The organism is Glycomyces sp. NPDC049804 (assembly GCF_040674615.1).
GTDB classification, from domain to species: Bacteria; Actinomycetota; Actinomycetes; order Mycobacteriales; family Micromonosporaceae; genus Glycomyces; species Glycomyces niveus.
Genome location: NZ_JBFAMQ010000013.1, coordinates 15,482 through 35,733 on the forward strand (window position 1 = coordinate 15,482; position 20,252 = coordinate 35,733).

Consider the following 20,252-nt stretch of genomic DNA (forward strand, 5'->3'; position numbering starts at 1 on the left):
GCATCCGTCGCCCCGCCCGTCCGGCTCGCTTCGCTCGCCTTTCCCCGAACCGGAGTGAACACTGAGCATCATCACCGCAGTGGACGTCACCGACGTCCGCTTCCCGACCTCGCGCAGCCTCGACGGCTCCGACGCGATGAACCCCGACCCGGACTACTCCGCCGCCTATGTCGTGCTCCATGCCGACGACGGCCGCGAGGGGCACGGGTTCACGTTCACCATCGGGCGCGGCAACGACATCTGCTGCGCCGCCGTCGAGACCCTCGCGGACTACGTGATCGGGACCGATGTGGACGGTCCGGCGGCGCTGGGCGAGCTGTACAAGCGGCTCACGCACGACTCGCAGATCCGCTGGCTCGGCCCCGAGAAGGGCGTCATGCACCTCGCGGCCGCCGCCCTCGTCAACGCCGCGTGGGACCTCGCCGCCCGCCGCGCCGGGCTGCCGCTGTGGCGGTACCTCTCGCAGCTCACCCCTGAGGAGGTCGTCGGCTGCATCGACTGGCGGTACCTCACCGACGCCCTCACTCCCGAAGAGGCCCTTGCGATCCTTCGCGAGGCCGAGACGGGCAAGACCGAGCGGACGGCCGCGATCGAGCGCGACGGCTACCCCGCCTACACGACCTCGCCCGGCTGGCTCGGGTACGACGACGAGAAGGTCGTGCGCCTCGCCCGCGAGGCCGTCGCGGCGGGCTACACGCAGATCAAGCTGAAGGTCGGCGCCGACCTCGAGGACGACCGCCGCCGCTTCGCCGCCGCGCGCTCGGCCGTCGGGCCGGGCGTCCGCATCGCGATCGACGCGAACCAGCGCTGGGACGTCGACCAGGCGGTCGAGTGGACCAAGGCCCTCGCCGAGTTCGACCCGTGGTGGATCGAGGAGCCCACGAGCCCCGACGACGTGCTCGGCCACGCCGCGATCCGCAGGAGACTGGCCCCCATCAAGGTCGCCACCGGCGAGCACGTCCAGAACCGGATCGTGTTCAAGCAGCTCCTGCAGGCCGGCGCGATCGACTTCCTGCAGCTGGACGCCGCGCGCGTCGCGGGCGTCAACGAGAACCTGGCGATCCTCTTGCTGGCGAAGAAGTTCGGGGTGCCGGTCTGCCCGCACGCGGGCGGCGTCGGCCTCTGCGAGCTCGTCTGCCACCTCTCCATGTTCGACTACACCTCGGTGAGCGCGACCATGGAGGACCGCGTGATCGAGTACGTCGACCACCTCCACGAGCACTTCACCGCCCCTACAGTGATCAAGGACGGCCGCTACCAGGCCCCGACCGCACCGGGCTTCTCCGCGGAGATCAAGCGCGACAGCCTGGTCCGGTACTCCTACCCGCACGGTCCCGAATGGAGAAGCAACTGATGACCGGTTTCGCAGGCCTCACCGCCGTGGTCTCCGGCGGCGCCTCAGGGATAGGCGCCGCCGCCGCCGACGCCTTCGCCGCCCGCGGCGCGAACGTCGCCGTGCTCGACCTCAACGCGAGCGAGCGGCACTGGTCCCACAAGTGCGACGTCGCCGACGACAACCAGGTGCGCCTGGCCGTCGCCGCCGCGAAGGAGCGGTTCGGGGGCATCGACATCGTCGTCAACAACGCCGGTATCGGCGCGGTCGGCACCGTCGAGGAGAACTCCGACAAGCAGTGGTTCCGCGTCCTCGACGTCAACCTCCTCGGCATGGTCCGCCTCTCCCGGGCGTGCCTGCCGCACCTGCGCGAGTCCGCGGCCCCCGCGATCGTGAACACCACCTCGATCGCGGCCCTCACCGGGCTGGTCAACCGGGCCCTGTACTCGGCGTCGAAGGGCGCGGTCCACTCGCTCACCCTCGCCATGGCCGCCGACCATGTGGCCGAAGGCATCCGCGTCAACTGCGTCAGCCCCGGCACCGCCGACACCCCGTGGGTGCAGCGCCTCCTCGAGCAGGCCGAAGACCCGGCCGCCGAACGCGCCCGCCTCGAGCAGCGCCAGCCGACCGGCCGCCTCGTCAGTCCCGAGGAGGTCGCGGCCGCGATCGTCTACCTCGCCGACCCGGCCAACAAGTCCCTCACCGGCACCAGCCTCGCGGTGGACGGCGGCCTCTCGGGCCTGCGGATCGTCCGCTAGCCTTTCGCTCAGGAGCCTCCCCAGTTCGATTGCGGCGCAGGGTAATGCATGTCCCGTCGCGCCGCAATCGGTTGTCCGCGAGGGCGAAAAGGGAGCATTTTCACCGCCGACATCCGACGCCCCGCCGCTGCGCGTCTTCTCTGTGCACGGATCGCGGCAAACCAGTTGCAACCGTGCCGAACATGCGAGATCGCGGCGCAACGGGCGCCGCTCGGCGAAAGGTGCTCACATGGGCAGCGAGAAGATCGAATCGATGCAGCGCCGTCTGAAGGGTCGCATCAAGGCCGGCGCGGCCATGGCGGGCGTCGCGGTGGTCGCGGGCCTGACCCTGACCGCCGGTTCGGCGCAGGCCGAGACGAACACCGACGCCGAGATCCTGGCGGGCGGCTGCGCCTCCGGCTACGTCTGCGGCTGGGAGAACGCCGGCTACAGCGGCGACAAGTGGGTCAACTGGCGCGTGGGCGGCGTCGGTTCCACCTACGAGATCGACTGGTGGAACGGCGACAACGAGATCTCCTCGATCTCGAACGAGTCGAACAAGATCCTCCGGCTCTACGCGAACGACGGCGCGACCGGCGCCTACTTCTGCCTCGGCCCGGGCGTCGACATCCGCAACCTGAGCGACCTCGAACCCGACCGCAACGACTGGATCGAGAGCATCCGCGTCGTCTCGGCCTGCTAAGACCCGCGCAGACCCCGATCCCCCTGAGCTGAACCGGCCGGGTCGCCGCGGCAAGGCGCCGCCGCGGCCCGGTCTCACGCGCTCTCCTCGTCCTCGAGGCCCACCGCCTTGCGCAGCTGGCGGACCTCCTCCTTCATCTCCTCGGACTCGCTGTGCGAGGCCTCCATGAGCCCGGCCAGCGCGTCGGCGATCGCGTTGAGCTTCTGCTGCACCGCGTCGTTCGCGCGGGTCTCGGTGTTCTGCAGCAGCGCGACCAGCAGGAACGTCACGATCGTGGTGGCCGTGTTGATGATGAGCTGCCAGGTCGACAGGTCGAACAGCACGATCGAGGGCGCCCAGATGATGACGACCCCGACGCAGATGCTGAAGAACCACGCGCGGGCGGTGAATCCGGCCACGCGCGACGCCATGCGGTCGAAGAACCCCACATGGGCGGTGACGTCATTCGGCATCGTGGCGTCATCGCGCCTGGCTTTCTCCGCTTTCGAACTCATGCCCGAGCGTTACCCGCTCACCGCCGGCGGTAAACGCTGACCAGGATGAATCCCCAGGTCAGCTCCAGATTCGCGTCAGTGCTCTGTAGATTGCCCCGACCCGGGCCGGGTCGTGGCCGTAGCCCGAGACGCCGGCGGCGAGCAGCGACCGGGGCACGGCGTCCGCGGCGAGCAGCGCCTCCCACTCGTCGGGCCCGATCTCCAGGTATTCGAGGCCTTTCAGGCAGCCGATGACGCCCGGGTCGGCGATCTTGCCCGGATGCGCGATCAAGGTGCGCAGGCGCGGCAGACCCACGAGCGGGGTGAGGTCGGACGGCTCCGCGTCCCAGACGCCGATCCGCAGCACCTCGAGCTCGGCGGTCGCGACCGCGGCGACGCAGTGGCCCTGCTTGCTGTCGACCATGACCGCGTAGGGCGGCGCTTCGCCCGGGTTGTCCTCGTAGTCCTCGATGCCGCCGTCGAGGACGAGCGCGGTGAAGGACTCGGCGAGCAGCTGGGCCCCGATCTCCTCTTCATGCGAGACGACCACCAGCTGTCCGACGTGGCCGGCCGGACCCGGCATCAGGTCGACCGCGACCCAGTCGCCGCTGCCGCCGCCGTGGTCGCCGACGACGATCCAGCAGGGCGGGTCGACGAGGCCTTGGACGGCGGCGTCGGGTCCGGTCACCGCTGCCTTCGCCGCGAGGAAGGGGAACGGGATGCCTTTGCGCACATCAGCTTCGGAGGCCCGCTCGATCCCGTCGAGCCCGAAGAGCTCGACGCCGCCGAGGGCTTCGATGTCGCGCTGCTCGCTCCACTCGGCGCGCGTGACCCGGAGGACGGCCCGGAGCTCGGCGGGCAGCGGCACGCCGAGCCGGGCCTCGACCGCGGCAAGCTCGTCCTCGCCGGCGCCCACGGCGTTCGGCATCCGCTCGCGCAGGACCCGTTCCAGCCGTTCGGGATCGGCCGAGGGCGCGAGCCCCCGGCCCGGGTACGTCCGCGGCTCGCGCCTGGCGGGCTCGGGCACGGCTCCGGCGACCAGGACCAGCGGTTCGGTGACGTTCGAGGGCATGGGGTTCCTCCTCAGGGGTGTGCTGGGCGCTGCTGCTCTGCCCTCTCACCGCGGGACTTCCGGGGCGGTGAGGGCGCGACGATCATGAGTCTGGCCTAGGCGGCTCAGGTGACCGGTGCCGCCTCAGTCACGGGGCTTTCGGACCCGCGCAGATTCGGGGCATGAGCGAGCTGTACGACCCGGCCGTAGCGATCGGCCGGAGGGCGGCCGCGTCGCACCGCGGCCTCCACCCTCACGGGACCGGCCTCTAGCCTGGGTGCTCGACCCGAAAGGCGGCGCCGATGTCCTTCAAGGGAACCGAAAGCTACGCGGGCGCGCGCGACCTCCCCGCGATCGTCTCGGCCGCAGTCGCACTCGCCGAGGAGCTCGGCTTCCCTTCCTCTTGCCGTCTGGAGCAGGGCCGCCTCCTGCACGCGCTCGCGGCGGGCGCAGGCCTCATCGGCGAGACCGGCACCGGCTGCGGTGTGGGACTCGCCTGGCTCGTCGCCGGGCGGCGCGCGGGCGTGCCGGTGGTCAGTGTGGAACATGACGCGGAGCGGGCCGCGCGCGTCGCGGAACTGTTCGCCGCCGTCCCCGATGTCGAGATCCTGCAAGGCGATTGGACGCTCATCAACGACCGGGGCCCGTTCGACCTGCTCGTGGTCGACGGCGGCGGCAACGGCAAGCGCGGCGCGGCCGTCGACCCCGAACGGCTGCTCCGACCGGGCGGTGCGCTCGTCATCGACGACTTCACGCCGATGACCGCATGGCCGCCCGTGCACGACGGCCGGCCCGACAGCGCCCGGCTCGACTGGCTCGAACATCCGGCGCTGCTGGGCGCCGAAGTGCGGCTCGCGCCCGACCTCGCCACGATCGTGGCGACCCGCCGCCCGTAGCGGCACCCGATAGCCTGCAAGGATGCTGCGCGTACTGCTCACCGGCGTCTCCGGTGTCGGCAAGTCCACGGTCGTCGCCCGCCTCGCCGGCCTCGGCCACCGGGCCGTCGACACCGACTACGACGGCTGGTGCGCGCCCGAGCCCGACATGGTGCCGCCCAAGCCCACGGCCGAACCCGACTGGGTCTGGCGCGAGGACCGAATGCGCCGCCTCCTCGACACCGCCGAATCGCACGCGCTCTTCGTCAGCGGCTGCGTCCCCAACCAGTGGAAGTTCTACCGCGACTTCGACCATGTCATCCTGCTCAGCGCGCCGCTCGAGGTGATCCGCCGGCGCTTGGAGTCCCGCACCGGCAACACCTACGGCAAGACCCCTGCCGAAATGGCCGCCGCCCTGACGGACTGGAAGGAGATCGAGCCGCTCCTCCGCGCCGGCGCCACTGCCGAGATCGACACGACCCCGCCTCTCGACGAGGTCATGGAACGGCTCCTCGCGCACGTCGGCCTCTAGGGTCTTCGACGATCAGACACGCCAGCCGGAGACGGGCGCGCGAGGTCAGGGCCGCGTTGGCGTGGGACTCCTGGTCGTGAAGCAGTGCATTCGCCAGCTCCACTTCACAACCGGAGGCTCCACCTGTCAGACGAATCCGCTACAACCACGGAACAACCTCCCCGAACATCACACCTAGACCCTCTCGGACCCGCTGCGACCATCGGCCGCCGCCGGCGCGGTATCCCTCGGAGCGGTGTCCTTGGCCGCGATGGCGGCCTCGACTCCCGTTATGGCACTGCGGATCAGGTCGCCGTACGGCCCCTCGGGAAGGGCCGGGGCGGCCTGTTCCGCCTGTCGCACATGGTCTTCGGCCGCGTCGTAGGAGCCGAGGCGGCGGTAGTCGTCGGAGAGGTTGAGGTGGAGCGACGGGTAGAAGCCCGCGAGCTCAAGCCCCGCGTGGTGGGCCCGCACGCGTTCGTCGGTCGCCGCATCGGCGGCGTCGAGGGCGCGCACATCCCAGGCGAGGGCTTGCGCGGCGTCGTCGTAGAGGTCGGCCATCGAATGGGCGAGGGTGCAGCGGTGCAGGGGGTCGCCGGTGACGCCGAGGCGGGTCCAAAGGTCGAGCAGTGCCGTTCGGGCGGCGGCGGTGTCGCCGTTCTGGCCCTGCATCACGGCTCGGCCGATCGCTTCCATGATCGGATCGGGTGTGTCGGTCATGGCGACCATCTTCCGTGACGGCTGCGACAGTTTCCTCCCATCGGTCACACTTCGCGCTCCTATTCCGTCTGGGAGGTAGCACCACGAGGAAGGAACCGCGAAATGACCGACTTCCAAGCGATCGCCGACCGCGTCGAGATCGAGGCGCTGCGCGCCGAGTTCTCCGACTGCGCGATGATGCGCGACTATCCGCGCCTCGCCTCGCTGTTCGCCGAGGACGGCGCACTGCGAATGCCGAACATCCCCGTGAGACTGGAAGGCCGCGAGCAGATCCGCGCGTGGGGGCTGCGGGCACCGGCCATGTGGCGCTATTTCATCCAGACCTCGCACCCGGGCGTGATCGTGCTCGAAGGCGACACCGCGACCGGGCGCGCCTACATGCAGGAGCTCATCGAGCTCAACAACGGGAGCTCGCACCAGAACATCGCGATCTACCACGACGAATACGTGCGCACCGCGGACGGATGGAAGTTCCGCGAGCGCGTATACGAAGTCCGCTACGAGGACTCGGCGCCGGTCACCGGCAAGGGCGCCATCGTTCCCGTTCCTGCGCAACCGGGCTCGCATCGAGAGGAGGGCGCCTCTGGCCGGTTATCGATGCAGGTCAATGCGCCGGGGTGTCGGTCGCGCCCCGCCGCGCAACTCCGGATCCGCTCCGATCCCCGCTGGCGGGGAAGTCGGACGGGACCTGGAGGGAGCGCCGCGTCACAGTCGCGGATAGGCTGGGGAGCATGGATGCTGCGTCGTTTCTCCGCCATTTCCGGCGCGAGCTCGACGCGTTCGGCGCCTGCCTGGCCGGCGGTGACCTGGACGCGCCGATCGAGCACGGAGACGAGGTCCGGACCCTCGCCGAACTCGCCGCGCATGTGGGCACCGCGAACCTGTTCGCCGCCGCCGCGGTGACGGACTGGGACGGTCAGGCCGAGCCTCCCGACGGGACCCCGCCGAAGGTCCCGGAGGACCGGTACGAGCTCACCCGCTGGGTGGACGGCACCGGCGAGGTCCTGCTCATGGCGCTCGACATCGACCCCGAGGCGCCCGCGTGGGGCTACTACACGCCGCCGACCGCGGGCTACTGGCAGCGCTCGCGCGCGGTGTCGATGATGCTGCACCGCTGGGATGCCGAACGGGCCGTCGGCGAGGCGGGTCCGCTCGACGGCGAGCTGGCCTGCGAGGGCATCTCCGAGGTCTTCGACGTGCTGGCCCCTAGGCAGATCGGCCGCGGCAAGGCCTGGCCGCCGGATGTGTGCATCCGCTTGCGCGCCACCGACTCCGACGACTGGTGGGTCTTCGGCCCCGGCGAACCGGTGGCCGACATCGAAGGCACCGCGGGCGACCTCCTGCTCCTGCTGCGCGGCAGGCGGACTCCGGCGGACGACGTCTTCCGCTGGTCCGGCGACAGGAACGCAGCACTCGCGGTCCTCAAGGGCCCCTTGACGTGACAGGCAACCTGGGAGCCTGGCGCCGACGACGACCGGGCGGCTGGGCGCGAAGGCCGCACGCGCGGGCGGAGCGGCGGCTCGTTCGTCGCGGCTAGGCCTTGGTGAGGGCCGCTGCGTCGATGACCTCGTCGAGGATTTCGCGGGTGCGCTGGAGGTCGGCGATGGCGCGGTCGATGCGTTCGCGTTCGGCCGTGAGGTCGGCGGCGAGGGCGGCGGTGGCCGCTTCGTTCGGGCCGCCGTCGTGGTCGCGCATGCAGGGGAGGATGCTGTCGATGGTGCGGCTGTTGAGCCCGGCCGCGTAGAGCACCTGGATCCGGATCACCCGGTCGACCGCGCGCTCGGGGTACTCTCGGTGGCCGCCCGGGGTGCGGTCGGAGTGCAGGAGGCCCTGCTGCTCGTAGTAGCGCAGGGACCGCACGCTCACGCCCGTCCTGCGGGCGAGTTCACCGATTCGCATGGCGTGCCTCACATTCCCTTGAACCTGACATTGGTGTCAGGTTCTACGGTACCGGCATGACGAACGAAACCGCGACCTCCGCGTCCGAAAACCCTGTTCAGCGCCTATTCGAACCCGCCCGGCTGGGTTCACTCGACCTGCCGAACCGCTTGGTCATGCCCCCCATGAGCCGCAACCGCGCGGCCGCCGGCGGCGTGCCCACGCCGCTCATGGCCGAGTACTACGCCCAGCGCGCCTCCGCCGGGCTCATCGTCGCCGAAGCCAGCTCTCCCAACCAGGTCGGCTACACCTACCCCGACATCCCCGGCCTCTTCACCGACTCCCAAGTGGACGGTTGGAGGCTGGTCGCCGACGCCGTGCACGCCGCCGGCGGCCGGATCTTCCTCCAGGTCGAGCACGGCGGCCGCATCGGCCACCCCGACACGAGCGGGCTGATCCCTCTGGCGCCCTCCGCGATCCCGCTCCCCGGCTACATCCACACCCCGAACGGGCACGGCACGCCGCCGGTCCCGCGCGAGATGACCGCCGCCGACCTGCGGGACACCCGCGAGGACTTCATCGCCGCCGCCCGCAACGCCATCCGGGCCGGAGCCGACGGCGTCGAAGTGCACGCCGCCAACGGCTACCTGCTCAACCAGTTCCTCGCCACCAGCACCAACCACCGCGCCGACGAGTACGGAGGCTCGGTCGCCGGGCGCATCAAGTTCGTCGTCGAAGTCGTGCGGGCCGTGGCCGCCGAGATCGGCCCCGAGCGCACCGGCCTGCGGATCTCACCCGGCAACCCGCACAACGGGATCGAGGTCGCCGACGCCGACGAGCTGTTCCCGGCCCTGCTCGACGCGCTCGCGCCGCTCGGCCTCGCCTACCTGCACCTCGCCTACGCCTCCCCCACGCCGCTCTTCGCTGCACTGCGGCGGCGCTGGGACGGCGTGCTCATCGCCAACCCCTCGAATCCCGAGGCGCCCGAAGCGGATCCGATCCCCGCCGACGGCGGGCTCGCCGCCGCCGCGCGCATCCTCGACGCGGGCGCGGACCTGGTCGCGATCGGCCGCCCGTTCATCGCCAACCCGGACCTGCCCGAGCGGCTGCGCACCGGCGCGCCCCTCAATCCACTCCGCACGGACCTGCCGCTCTACGGCGGCGGCGCGGCAGGCTACACCGACTACCCGGTGATCGGCGCCTCCGACACGCAGCCCGTGCCGGCCTGAGCCGCAGGCGATGCCGGTCACGTCCGCGGTCTCGCCGGGGTCTCGGTGGAACGTGACCGGTATCGCGGAGTATCGGCGCAGCTCAATCCTGCTGCGTCCCAAACCACACCATATATACCGACCTGATAACAAATTCGGTCCAGTTCGGGTGTGGCGGCATCAAAATTCACTTTCGCAGGCGAACATCCATCTATGCCTTCTGAATCGAACCGGTCGACGACCGCGCGCAGGAGCGCGGGGATCACGGACCGAGGTGTGACTGTCCGTGACGACGCGTTCGTCGGTCAGATCATCACGCCGCTGCGCCGCTACATCCCCGTGGGCTGGTTCGACTGGGAACCGTACGGGAAGCGCCCCAAGAGCTGGTGGCCCGACCTCTTCATGTTCCTGGGGTTCCTCGCCCTCGCGTTCTTCGTGAGCTACCCGTCGTGGCTCGTGCGCCTCGACATCGAGGTGCGCCTGTGGGCCGTGGACGCGAACGACGTGGAGTGGCTGGCGAACATCGCGAGGGGCGGGGCCGAGTTCGGCCAGGCCCGCACGGTCGCGTCGGTCACGCTGCTCATCGCGATCTGGTGCGCGCTCCGCTCGCGGTCGATCCGGCCGCTGCTGATGTACGTCATCTCGTTCATCACGCTCGCGAGCATCCTCGGCATGAAGCACCTGCTGGGCCGCCCGCTCTCGCAGCACCCGTTCGCGCTGTTCAAGGTCTCCCCGGAAGGGCCGCTGCTCTTCACGTACCACCCTGAAGGCGGCGGCCCCAACATCGTCGACGCCACGGCGTTCCCCTCCGGGCACGCCGTGAACTCGATCCTGCTGTTCGGCCTCATCGTGATGCTCATCGGCCACGTGATCCCCGCGTGGGCGCGCTGGGCGCTGCTCATCGCCCCGCCGGTGATCGTGTTCTGCTCGCAGGTGTTCCTCGGCCAGCACTGGCTCTCCGACGAGCCCGCCGGGTTCCTGCTGGGCCTCATCATCATCCGCATGGCCAAGCGCGTGCCGTGGCACACGATCCCGCTCGGCCCGCTCTCGGTGTTCGACCCCGCGACGCGGCGCACGATCCTGATCTCGGTGCTGCTCATCCTCGGCGTCATGCTCACGCCGACCCTGCACCTGGTGCCGGCGCTCATCGCCGCCGCGGTGCTGCCCACGCTCGGCCTGATCTGGCTGTGGCTCAGCACGAAGGCGAAGCAGCACCGGGACGCGCTCGAAGCGGCCGAGGCGGAGGCCGCCGGCCTGGACGGGCGGGAGGCCGGGTCCGAGGACCCGGGGATCCCTAGCCAGCCGTCAGATACTCACCCGCGAGCGTGACGCCGCCGGCGCCTGCGGTGACCTCGCCGATGGTCCAGGCCTCGACGTGGCGGGCGGTGAGCACCGCCAGCGAGCGGTCCACCTGGTCGGGCGCGACGATGGCGACCATGCCGACGCCCATGTTGAAGGTGCGCTCCATCTCCTCGCCGCCGATGCCGCCGACGCGCTGCACGACGTCGAACACCGGGTTCGGCGTCCACGTGCCGCGGTCGACCTCGATCTGGAGGCCTTCGGGGACGGACCGGATGAGGTTGCCGGCGAGCCCGCCGCCGGTGATGTGCGCGAAGGCGTGCACGTCGCACTCCTTGGCGAGCTCGAGGCAGTCCTTGGCGTAGATGTGGGTCGGGGTCAGCAGTTCCTCGCCGAGGGTCCGCTGGTTGCCGAACTCGGGCACGACCGTGTCGAGCTCCATCTTGCCCACGCCGAACAGGGCCTCGCGCACGAGCGAGAAGCCGTTGGAGTGGACGCCGGAGGCGCGCATGGCGATCGCGACGTCGCCGGGCTTGACACGCTCGGGGCCGAGCAGCTGGTCGGCCTCGACGACGCCCACGCCGGTGGCGGAGATGTCGTAGTCGTCGGGCTTCATGACGCCCGGGTGCTCGGCGATCTCGCCGCCGATGAGCGCGCAGCCGGCCCAGCGGCAGCCGTCGGCGATGCCGCCGCCGATCGCGGCGATCTTCTCCGGCACGACCTGGCCGGTGGCGATGTAGTCGAGGAGGAACAGCGGCTCGGCGCCGCACACGACGAGGTCGTCGACGACCATCGCGACGAGGTCGATGCCGACCGTGTCGTGGATGTCCATCTTCTGGGCGATGACGAGCTTGGTGCCCACGCCGTCGGTCGAGGAGGCCAGCAGCGGCTTCTTGTACTTCTCGGTGTCGAGCGCGAACAGCCCGGCGAACCCGCCGATCCCGCCGACCACCTCGGGCCGGACGGTCTTCTTGATCAGGGGCTTCAGGGCGTCGACCGCCCGGTCGCCGGCGTCGATGTCGACACCCGCGGACTGGTAGGAGATGGTCCTCGGAGTGGTGGTGCCGCTGCTCACGCTGTGGTCCCTTCCCGCACTTGCGTGCTCGCTTCGGTCGATCGCTGGACGCCGGGCTTCGATGCCTGGGGCGCTTCCATGAGGTGCTTGCCGATCAGATCGGAAGCGGGCAGTTCGATGGGGTACTGGCCGTCGAAGCAGGCCATGCAGAGCCGGGACGCGGGCTGCTCGGTGGCGCGCACGAGGCCTTCCATCGAGACGTAGCCGAGGGAGTCCGCGCCGATCTGGGCGCGGATGCCGTCGGTGTCGAGCGATCCGGCGATGAGCTCGGCGCGGGTGGCGAAGTCGATGCCGTAGAAGCACGGCCACTTCACCGGCGGCGCGGAGATGCGGATGTGGACCTCGACCGCGCCCGCTTCGCGGAGCATCCGGACGAGGGCGCGCTGGGTGTTGCCGCGCACGATCGTGTCGTCGACGATCACGAGGCGCTTGCCCTTGATCTGGTCGACGAGCGGGTTGAGCTTCAGGCGGATGCCCAGCTGCCGCAGCGACTGCGAGGGCTGGATGAAGGTCCGGCCGACGTACTGGTTCTTGGTGAAGCCCTGGCCGTAGGGGATCCCGGACTCTTCGGCGAAGCCGATCGCGGCCGGGATGCCCGACTCGGGCACGCCGATGACGAGGTCGGCGTCGGCCGGGTACTCGCGGGCGAGGGTGCGGCCGACCTCGACGCGGGTGGCGTAGACGTTGCGCCCGGCCAGCTTCGTGTCGGGGCGGGCGAGGTAGACGTACTCGAACAGGCAGCCCTTGGGCTCGGGGTTCGCGAAGCGGGTCGAGCGCAGGCCGTGCTCGTCGATGGTGAGCAGCTCGCCCGGCTCGACCTCGCGCACGAAATGCGCGCCGATCGTGTCGAGCGCGGCGGTCTCGGACGCGACGGCCCAGCCGGAGGCGAGGCGGCCGAGGACGAGCGGGTGCACGCCCTGCGGGTCGCGGGCGGCGTACAGCGTGTTCTCGTCCATGAAGACGAGGCAGAACGCACCGCGCAGCTGCGGGAGCACGCGCTCGGCGGCGGCCTCGACGGACTCGTCCGGGTGCGCGGCCAGGAGCGCGGTGATGAGGTGCGTGTCGGAGGTGGTGGTGCCCATGTCGATGCCGAGGCGGTCGACCTCCTTGAGGAGGTCGGCGGTGTTCACCAGGTTGCCGTTGTGCGCCAAGGCGATCGCGGTGCCCGTCGAGGTCGACCGGATGGTCGGCTGGGCGTTCTCCCAGGTGGAGGCGCCGGTGGTGGAGTAGCGGGCGTGGCCGATGGCCAAGTGGCCCTGGAGGGGCGCGAGGGTGGACTCGTCGAAGACCTGGGCGACGAGGCCGAGGTCCTTGTAGACGACGGTGCGCGCGCCGTCCGAGACGGCGATGCCCGCGGCTTCCTGGCCGCGGTGCTGCAGCGCGTAGAGCCCGAAGTAAGTGAGTTTCGAGACCTCTTCCCCGGGGGCCCAGATGCCGACGACGCCGCAGGCGTCGCGGGGGCCGGGACTGTCGGGATCGAGTTCCGTGGTGAGTCGACCGTCACCTCGGGCCACTGCAACTCCTCAGTTTGCTGGGCTGAGTCGATGGCTCACGAGCCCCGCCGCGGCATCCATCGATGCTGCACGCGAGCTTCGCCATCTGGCGGAACCGCCATTCACAGTCTATCGGACCTGCGGGAAGTCGCCACCGTCCAACAACGGCCGTTGTGGGCCGGACCCCTCGCTGAAGAGGTGAAACTCATCGCATAACGGCCTACGGGGGCCGGTTTCACCCGTCCGTGAAAGCGATCACGCCGGGCAGCGCTCGCAGCGCCGGCCCCACCGGAGGCCGGCCACCGCCGCTTCGAACACCTCGATGTCGCACCCGCATGCCACCCTCGGTATCGGGGGCGCTTCGGAACGCGCACCCTAGAGATGCGGCGCGCCCGAAATCCGCCCGCACCAGCCGCGGATCAGGCGCTGTCACACCCGCATGCCACCCTCGGTATCAGGGGCGCTTCGGAACGCGCACCCTAGAGATGCGGCGCGCCCGCGAACCGCCCGCACCAGCCGCGGATCACGAGCTGTCACACCCGCATGCCACCCTCGGTATCAGGGGCGCTTCGGAACGCGCACCCTAGAGATGCGGCGCGCCCGCGAACCGCCCGCACCGGCCGCGGATCACGAGCTGTCACACCCGCATGCCACCCTCGGTATCAGGGGCGCTTCGGAATCCGCACCCTAGAGATGCGGCGCGCCCGCGAACCGCCGCCTCCGCCCGCCGCCGGTATTCGAACACCGGAATGTCGTACCCCGATGCGACTCTTGAACCAGCCGCCAGACCACCCCTCGAAGGGAAACGCCGTGCCGGGCATTGCCCGGCACGGCGTTTCAGTAGTCGCTGCGGCCGCTACCAGGAGCGGGGGCGGTCGTCCCACTCACCCCAGTTGCGGCGCTCGCCGCGCTGGTCCTGGTCGTCGCCCTCGCGGTTCGGCTCGCCGCCGTAGGGCGCGGCCGGAGGCTGGGGCTGGTCGCCGTACTGCGGCATGGGCCGGGTCGCCCCGAAGTCACCTGCGGGCGGCTGTTCTTGCGGCGCATAGGGATCGCGGCGCGGCGCGCTCGAGTACGAGTCGCCGCGCGGCGCGCTCGGCGCGCCGTAGCCCTGCTGGCCGCCCTGGGCGCCGTAGGCCTGCGAGCCCGGACCGTACTGGGGCGCGCTCGGCGAGCCCTGCGGGCCGTAGCTCTGGTCGCGGGGCGCGCTCGGCGCGCCGTAACCGGAGTCCTGCGGGGCGCTCGGCGCGCTGTAACCCGAGTCGCGGGGCGCGCTGCCCGGCTGCTGCGGGTCGAACATCGAACCGGTCGCGGGCGGCGGCGTGGGCGCCGGGTGCGGGCGGGTCGAACCAAGGTCGCCGTACGGGCTCGGCGAGCCGGCCGGCGACGGCCCCGGGTGCGGCCGGGTCGCGCCCGGGTCGGAGAAGGCGCTCGGCGGGGCCGAGTGGCGCGCGTCGCCGTACGGGCTCGGCGGTGCGGCCGGCGGCTGCGACAGGTTGGCCTGCGGCATGATCTGCGTCGCGTCGGAGGCGCCGGGCCCGCCCGGCGTCTTGACGACCGGGAGGATCGTGGTCCCGTCGGGGCCGACCTGGCCGCCCGGCATGCCCGGCGCGGCGCCGAAGCCGCCCTGCGGCATGACCTGCGTCGAGTCCGAGCCGCCGCCGTAGGCGGGGCCGAACTGGGTCGGCGCGGCGCCCGCCCCGTCGACGAGGCCGCCGGGGTGGATCATCGTCGGCGCGTCAGAACCGGGCGCGGGCCCGGCCTGGTACACGCCGGGCGTCCCGACCTGGGCCGCGGTCGGCGTGTGGTCCGGCGGGGTGTCGGGCGCGAAGCTCTCCCCGTCGTCGTCCTTGTCGTCCTTGCCGCCGCGCAGCAGGAAGAAGATGCCGACGATGCCGCCGACGACCAGGAGCGCGCCGATGATGATGAGGAAGACGAGGGTCCCGGACATGCCGCCCTCATCGGCGGGAGGCGGCGGCGAGGACTCCTCGCTCGTCTCCACGACCGGCGACTCCGCTGCGGCCGTGGTCTCCTCCGCCGTCGCGGAGAGCGTGATGTTCAGCGTGTACTCGTTGTTGCCTTCGCGGACGGTGAGGTCTTCCTCTTTGTCCTCGAACCCTTCCGCGGTGATCTTCAGCGTCATCTCGCCGGGCGCGATCGGGTTCGACGAGTCGCCGGTGAACTCGTACATGCCGTCGTCGTCGGTGGTGGTCTCGTGCGTCTCGCCCTCGCCGTCGGTGAGCTCGAGCTCCGCGTCAGGCACCGGTTCGGCGTTCGAGGTGACCTCGCCCTTGATCGACGAGACGTTGGCGACCGTGGCGGTGCCGACGATGCTGAGGCCGCTCGACTGGGTCTGGCCCTCGAAATTGACCGTGAAGTTCCCCGAGACCTGCTCGCCGCTCGGCAGGTCCGACTCGGTCGCGGTGATCACCGAGAACGAGACGGTCCGCTGCCCGCCCGGCTCGACCGCCGCGCACTTGACCTTGTCGGCGTCCTCGCGGATGCAGGCGCCCCCGCCGCCGTCGTTGTCGACCGCGGAGACGTAGTCGTTCAACCCGTCGAGGCTCGCCTTCAGGGTGATGTCCTTGGGCTGCACCGGGTTGTTGTTCATGACCGTGAAGGTGACGACCGCGGCCTGGCCGCCGATCGAGACCGGGTTCGGGTTGAACGCCCCGTTGAACCATCCGGCGACGTCCTGCGCGGCCGCCGCCTGCGGGAACGCCAGGATGCCGAGGAGCACACCGCCCGCCGCGGCGAGGCCGGCCAGGCGCGCGCGCAGGCCACCCCGTCTTCCGCGCCGGGACCGCGGGACGTTAGTCTGGGTCCCGCTCGGTTCGGCCGCTACGGTCATCTACATCCCCTCCTGGGCATGTGCCATCCAGCGCCACTCGCGGCGATCTGCCACGGGCAGGCACGACGAACCCACGGAAGCGGGCCGTCGTCGCCACTATGCCTGGTCTCATTTCGGTCACGGGACCGGGGTGCAGGCACGGCGGCGTTCATTCGACACTCACAAGTCGAGTGCTGTTCACCAACGGCACGATATGAAAAGCACGCCCGTTCGGCGACGTGCCGTAACGGCAGTCTAACGTGGTTCGGAGGTCTCCCCGTGGACGCTGTGGTCGATGCCATGGCCGCGATCGACAACGACGAAGCGCCCGAGCGCGAGACGCTCAAGGGCGCGGTGCGGGAGCTGCTGCAGGCGCTCGCCGCCAAAGCCCCAGGTCATTCCGTGGAAGTGCGGGTCCCCCCGTACGGCGCGGTGCAGTGCGTCGAGGGCCCCCGGCACCGCCGCGGCACGCCCCCGAACGTCGTGGAATGCCAACCCCTCGTGTTCCTGCTCCTCGCCACCGGCCGCACCGGATGGCAGGAGGCGCTCGCCTCCGGCAAGGTCTCGGCCTCGGGCCAGCGCGCCGACCTCAGCGACCTGCTGCCGCTCGCGGCCCCCACCGGCGAGCCGCTCGACGGCTAGGCGCCTTACATGCCGACCTCAGCGACCTGCTGCCGCTCGCGGCCCCCACCGGCGAGCCGCTCCACGGCTAGGCGCCTTATATACAGTGAACCGCCCCGGGGCCGAAAGCCCCGGGGCGGTTCGTGTACCGCCTACTCGCCGAGGACGGCGCCGATGCGGCCCTTCCAGGACGCTTCGAGCTCGGCGAGGCTGATGTCGAACAGGTCCCGCAGGTGCAGGCCGTCGGTGTTCGCGTCGGTCACGCCCAGCGGGGTGATCGGCAGGCTCCGCTGCTCGCACGCGGTGCGCACGGCCAGCTCCTGGCCGCGCGGGATCACCACGAGCACCCGCCCGGACGACTCCGAGAACAGGTACGTGAACGGGTCCGCGCCCTCCGGCAGGAGGATCTGCGCGCCGAGCCCGGTGTGGCAGATCGCCTCAACGAGCGCCTGCGCGAGCCCGCCCTCGGAGAGGTCGTGCGCGGCGGCCAGCTGCTCGGTCTCGGCCAGGCGCGAGAGGAGCTCGGCGAGCTTCATCTCGTGGTCGAGGTCGACGACCGGCGGGACCCCGCCGAGGTGGCCGTGCTTCACCGAGGCCCACTCCGAGCCAGAGAGCTCTTCGCGGGTCTCGCCGATGAGCGCGATCGTGTCGCCGGTCTTGCCCAGGCCGAGCGGGATGCGGCGGTGCACGTCGTCGAGCAGGCCGAGCACGCCGATGACGGGCGTCGGGTGGATCGCGTCGCGGCCGGTCTGGTTGTAGAACGAGACGTTGCCGCCGGTGACCGGGATGCCGAGCTTCTGGCAGCCGTCGGCGATGCCGGTGACGGCCCGCTCGAACTGCCACATGACGTGCGGGTCCTCCGGCGAGCCGAAGTTGAGGCAGTCGGAGACGGCGATCGGGGTCGCGCCGGTGACGGCGACGTTCCGGTAGGCCTCGGCGAGCGCCAGCTGCGCGCCCGTGTACGGGTCGAGCCGCGCGAAGCGGCCGTTGCCGTCCAGGGAGATCGCGATGCCCACGCCGGTGCGCTCGTCCAGGCGGACCACGCCGGCGTCGTGCGGGGTGCCGAGGACGGTGTTGCCGAAGACCGACGAGTCGTACTGCTCGGTGATCCAGGACTTGTCGCACAGGTTGGGGCTGGCGGCCATGTCGAGGACGGTCTGGCGGATCTCCTCGGGGGTCGTCGGCCGCGGCAGCGTCTCGGCCCGGTCGACCGCGATGAGCTGCAGGTCGTTCGGCTCGGCGAGCGGCCGGTTGTAGACCGGGCCCTCGTCGGCGAGCGACTTCGGCGGGACGTCGACGACGGTCTGGCCGTGGAAGTCGATGACCAGGCGGCCCGAGTCGGTGACGGTGCCGATCTCGGTGGCGAGCAGGCCCCAGCGGCGCGAGCGGGCGAGGACTTCCTCGGCCTTGGCGGGGTCGACGATGAGGAGCATCCGCTCCTGCGACTCCGAGGCGAGGATGTCCTGCGGCTCCATACCCTTGGCGCGCAAGGGGACCAGCTCGAGGTCGACGTGCATGCCGCCGTCGCCGGCGGCCGCGGTCTCGCTCAGGGCGCAGGTCAGGCCCGCGCCGCCCAGGTCCTGGACGCCCACGACGAGCCCGGCGTCGAACAGCTCCAGGCACACCTCGATGAGCAGCTTCTCGGTGAACGGGTCGCCGACCTGCACGCTCGGGCGCGCGTCGTCCTCGCCGGACTCCGAGAAGGTCGCCGAGGCGAGCACGGACACGCCGCCGATGCCGTCGCGGCCGGTCTTCGCGCCGAGCAGGATCACCGTGTTGCCCACGCCGCTGGCCTGCATCGACTGCAGGCGCGAGCGGGGCAGGACGCCGACGCTGAGCGCGTTGACGAGCGGGTTGCCCTGGTAGCACGGGTCGAAGTAGGTCTCGCCGCCGATGTTCGGCAGGCCCACGCAGTTGCCGTAGTGGCCGACGCCGTCGACGACGCCCGGGAGGACCCGGGCGGTGTCGGGGTGGTCGATGGCGCCGAAGCGGAGCGAGTCCATGACCGCGATCGGGCGGGCGCCCATCGCGATGATGTCGCGGATGATGCCGCCGACGCCGGTCGCCGCGCCCTGCTTGGGCTCGACGTACGACGGGTGGTTGTGGGACTCGACCTTGAAGGTCACCGCCAGGTTCTCGTCGATCGCGACGACGCCGGCGTTCTCCCCGATGCCCGCGAGCAGGCGCGGGGTCTTCGGGTTCTTCTGCCCGAACTGGCGCAGGTGCACCTTGCTCGACTTGTACGAGCAGTGCTCCGACCACATGATCGAGTACATGGCGAGCTCGGACTGGGTGGGGCGGCGGCCCAGGATCTCGCGGATCCGCTGGTACTCGTCCTCTTTGAGGCCCAGTTCGGCCCACGGCTGCTTCTCGTCGGGAGTCGCGTCGGCGACGCCGACGGTGTCGACCGCGACGTTGAGGTGGCTCATCGGCTGACTCCACTGGTGTCGGCGGCCCCGGTGAGGTGGGCCAGGACGGAGGCGACGATCCCGAGGCCGTCGTTCGACGGGCCGGTGAGCTCGTCGACGGCGTGCTCGGGGTGGGGCATGAGGCCCACGACGTTCCCGGCCTCGTTCGTGACGCCGGCAATGTCGCGCATCGACCCGTTCGGGTTGTCGAGGTACCGGAAGACCACGCGGCCCTCCGCCTCGAGCCGGTCGAGGACGGCCTCGTCGGCGACGTACCGGCCCTCGCCGTGCTTGGCGGGGAAGACCACTTCGGCGCCCGGCTCGTAGAGGCGGGTCCACGCGGTGCGGGAGGTCTCGACGCGCAGGCGCGCGGGACGGTTGCGGTAGCGCAGGTGGGCGTTGCGCACGAGCGCGCCGGGCAGCAGGTGCGACTCGCACAGCACCTGGAAGCCGTTGCACACCCCGAGGACGGGCATCCCCTGGGCGGCGGCGGCCTTCACGGTGTCCATCACCTGCGAGAAGCGGGCGATCGCGCCGCAGCGCAGCGCGTCCCCGTAGGAGAACCCGCCCGGCAGGAACACGGCGTCGACCTGCCCGAGGGCGGCGTCGTCGTGCCACAGGCCCACCGCTTCGCCCCCGGCCAGGCGCACCGCGCGGGCGGCGTCCCGGTCGTCGAGCGAGCCGGGGAAGGTCACGACCCCGACGCGCGCGCTCATGCGCCCTCGATCGGGCTGCGCTCTACGGTCACCGAGAAGTTCTCGATGACCGGGTTGGCCAGGAGCTGGTCGGCGATCACGCGCGACTGCTCCTCGACGTTCTGGGCGTTCTCGTCGAACTCGATCTCGACGCGCTTGCCGATCCGCACCGACGACACGTCGTTCACGCCGAGGCGCGGCAGCGCCCCGAGGACGGCCTCGCCCTGGGGGTCGAGGATTTCGGACTTCAGCATCACGTCGACCACTACACGGGCCACGGGCGCACTCCTGTCGGTCACATGGACGGGACAACAGGGCAAGCATATTCACCGGCCCTGACCAGGG

At 71.1% G+C, this 20,252-nt stretch carries 20 protein-coding genes; 10 read left to right on the top strand and 10 right to left on the bottom strand.

From position 1 onward, the window contains the following. Positions 1 to 79 precede the first annotated feature (79 nt). From AB0K52_RS19250 to AB0K52_RS19260, 3 genes are all read left to right on the top strand, one after another. Positions 80 to 1,354 (top strand): enolase C-terminal domain-like protein, encoded by a 1,275-nt coding sequence (locus AB0K52_RS19250; RefSeq protein WP_363533977.1) that lies wholly within the window; start codon positions 80 to 82, stop codon positions 1,352 to 1,354. Next, positions 1,354 to 2,091 carry an SDR family oxidoreductase gene (locus AB0K52_RS19255; RefSeq protein WP_363533980.1) on the top strand — a complete coding sequence of 246 codons (738 nt, stop codon included), beginning with the start codon at positions 1,354 to 1,356 and terminating at the stop codon, positions 2,089 to 2,091. The genes AB0K52_RS19250 and AB0K52_RS19255 overlap by 1 nt, the downstream gene beginning before the upstream one ends. Positions 2,092 to 2,320: 229 nt before the next feature. After that, positions 2,321 to 2,773, top strand: coding sequence for a peptidase inhibitor family I36 protein (locus AB0K52_RS19260; RefSeq protein WP_363533983.1), 453 nt, complete (start codon positions 2,321 to 2,323; stop codon positions 2,771 to 2,773). Positions 2,774 to 2,847: 74 nt separating this feature from the next. Here AB0K52_RS19260 and AB0K52_RS19265 read toward each other — a convergent pair whose 3' ends face one another. Continuing rightward, positions 2,848 to 3,225, bottom strand: coding sequence for a low affinity iron permease family protein (locus AB0K52_RS19265; RefSeq protein WP_363533985.1), 378 nt, complete (start codon positions 3,223 to 3,225; stop codon positions 2,848 to 2,850). 100 nt (positions 3,226 to 3,325) lie between these two features. Continuing rightward, positions 3,326 to 4,318: an SMI1/KNR4 family protein gene (locus tag AB0K52_RS19270; protein WP_363533988.1), complete on the bottom strand. Its 993-nt coding sequence runs from the start codon at positions 4,316 to 4,318 to the stop codon at positions 3,326 to 3,328. A gap of 281 nt (positions 4,319 to 4,599) precedes the next feature. Between AB0K52_RS19270 and AB0K52_RS19275 the strand changes: the two genes are divergently transcribed. Both AB0K52_RS19275 and AB0K52_RS19280 read left to right on the top strand, forming a co-directional pair. Then, on the top strand, positions 4,600 to 5,193 hold the full coding sequence (locus AB0K52_RS19275; RefSeq protein ID WP_363533990.1) for a class I SAM-dependent methyltransferase: 594 nt from the start codon (positions 4,600 to 4,602) through the stop codon (positions 5,191 to 5,193). A gap of 22 nt (positions 5,194 to 5,215) precedes the next feature. After that, on the top strand, positions 5,216 to 5,704 hold the full coding sequence (locus AB0K52_RS19280; protein WP_363533993.1) for an AAA family ATPase: 489 nt from the start codon (positions 5,216 to 5,218) through the stop codon (positions 5,702 to 5,704). A 174-nt stretch (positions 5,705 to 5,878) separates the two neighbouring features. Here AB0K52_RS19280 and AB0K52_RS19285 read toward each other — a convergent pair whose 3' ends face one another. Next, positions 5,879 to 6,403: a hypothetical protein gene (locus AB0K52_RS19285; RefSeq protein WP_363533996.1), complete on the bottom strand. Its 525-nt coding sequence runs from the start codon at positions 6,401 to 6,403 to the stop codon at positions 5,879 to 5,881. A 102-nt stretch (positions 6,404 to 6,505) separates the two neighbouring features. Between AB0K52_RS19285 and AB0K52_RS19290 the strand changes: the two genes are divergently transcribed. Next, positions 6,506 to 7,306, top strand: a complete 801-nt coding sequence (locus AB0K52_RS19290; protein WP_363533999.1) for a nuclear transport factor 2 family protein — start codon at positions 6,506 to 6,508, stop codon at positions 7,304 to 7,306. After that, positions 7,270 to 7,845, top strand: a complete 576-nt coding sequence (locus tag AB0K52_RS19295; RefSeq protein WP_208497784.1) for a maleylpyruvate isomerase family mycothiol-dependent enzyme — start codon at positions 7,270 to 7,272, stop codon at positions 7,843 to 7,845. Before AB0K52_RS19290 ends, AB0K52_RS19295 begins: the two co-directional genes overlap by 37 nt. 91 nt (positions 7,846 to 7,936) lie before the next feature. On the opposite strand, the gene AB0K52_RS19300 is transcribed toward AB0K52_RS19295, so the two are convergent. Then, positions 7,937 to 8,302 (bottom strand): MerR family transcriptional regulator, encoded by a 366-nt coding sequence (locus AB0K52_RS19300; RefSeq protein WP_363534002.1) that lies wholly within the window; start codon positions 8,300 to 8,302, stop codon positions 7,937 to 7,939. A 56-nt stretch (positions 8,303 to 8,358) separates the two neighbouring features. Between AB0K52_RS19300 and AB0K52_RS19305 the strand changes: the two genes are divergently transcribed. Then, positions 8,359 to 9,510: an alkene reductase gene (locus tag AB0K52_RS19305; protein ID WP_363534005.1), complete on the top strand. Its 1,152-nt coding sequence runs from the start codon at positions 8,359 to 8,361 to the stop codon at positions 9,508 to 9,510. A gap of 255 nt (positions 9,511 to 9,765) precedes the next feature. Beyond that, the gene (locus AB0K52_RS19310) at positions 9,766 to 10,818 is read left to right on the top strand and encodes a phosphatase PAP2 family protein (protein WP_363534008.1); all 1,053 of its coding nucleotides are present in this window, start codon (positions 9,766 to 9,768) and stop codon (positions 10,816 to 10,818) included. Here the strand turns inward: AB0K52_RS19310 and purM are convergent. The 3 genes from purM to AB0K52_RS19325 all read right to left on the bottom strand — a co-directional run bounded on the left by purM (position 10,784) and on the right by AB0K52_RS19325 (position 16,093). Next, positions 10,784 to 11,863, bottom strand: coding sequence for a phosphoribosylformylglycinamidine cyclo-ligase (gene purM, locus AB0K52_RS19315; protein ID WP_363534011.1), 1,080 nt, complete (start codon positions 11,861 to 11,863; stop codon positions 10,784 to 10,786). The two genes, AB0K52_RS19310 and purM, sit on opposite strands and share 35 nt — an antisense overlap. After that, entirely contained in the window at positions 11,860 to 13,377 is a 1,518-nt protein-coding gene (gene purF, locus AB0K52_RS19320) for an amidophosphoribosyltransferase (protein WP_363534014.1), read from the bottom strand. The genes purM and purF overlap by 4 nt, the downstream gene beginning before the upstream one ends. 835 nt (positions 13,378 to 14,212) lie before the next feature. Further along, entirely contained in the window at positions 14,213 to 16,093 is a 1,881-nt protein-coding gene (locus AB0K52_RS19325) for a carboxypeptidase regulatory-like domain-containing protein (protein ID WP_363534017.1), read from the bottom strand. A 390-nt stretch (positions 16,094 to 16,483) separates the two neighbouring features. Between AB0K52_RS19325 and AB0K52_RS19330 the strand changes: the two genes are divergently transcribed. Beyond that, the gene (locus tag AB0K52_RS19330; protein ID WP_363534294.1) at positions 16,484 to 16,825 is read left to right on the top strand and encodes a sterol carrier family protein; all 342 of its coding nucleotides are present in this window, start codon (positions 16,484 to 16,486) and stop codon (positions 16,823 to 16,825) included. A 131-nt stretch (positions 16,826 to 16,956) separates the two neighbouring features. Here the strand turns inward: AB0K52_RS19330 and purL are convergent, their stop codons facing one another. From purL to purS, 3 genes are read right to left on the bottom strand one after another with little or no spacing between them, the layout of a single operon-like run. Continuing rightward, positions 16,957 to 19,233 carry a phosphoribosylformylglycinamidine synthase subunit PurL gene (gene purL / locus AB0K52_RS19335; RefSeq protein WP_363534020.1) on the bottom strand — a complete coding sequence of 759 codons (2,277 nt, stop codon included), beginning with the start codon at positions 19,231 to 19,233 and terminating at the stop codon, positions 16,957 to 16,959. Beyond that, entirely contained in the window at positions 19,230 to 19,928 is a 699-nt protein-coding gene (gene purQ / locus AB0K52_RS19340; RefSeq protein ID WP_363534023.1) for a phosphoribosylformylglycinamidine synthase subunit PurQ, read from the bottom strand. The genes purL and purQ overlap by 4 nt, the downstream gene beginning before the upstream one ends. Next, positions 19,925 to 20,185: a phosphoribosylformylglycinamidine synthase subunit PurS gene (gene purS / locus AB0K52_RS19345; protein WP_208497774.1), complete on the bottom strand. Its 261-nt coding sequence runs from the start codon at positions 20,183 to 20,185 to the stop codon at positions 19,925 to 19,927. Before purS ends, purQ begins: the two co-directional genes overlap by 4 nt. Positions 20,186 to 20,252 lie beyond the last annotated feature (67 nt).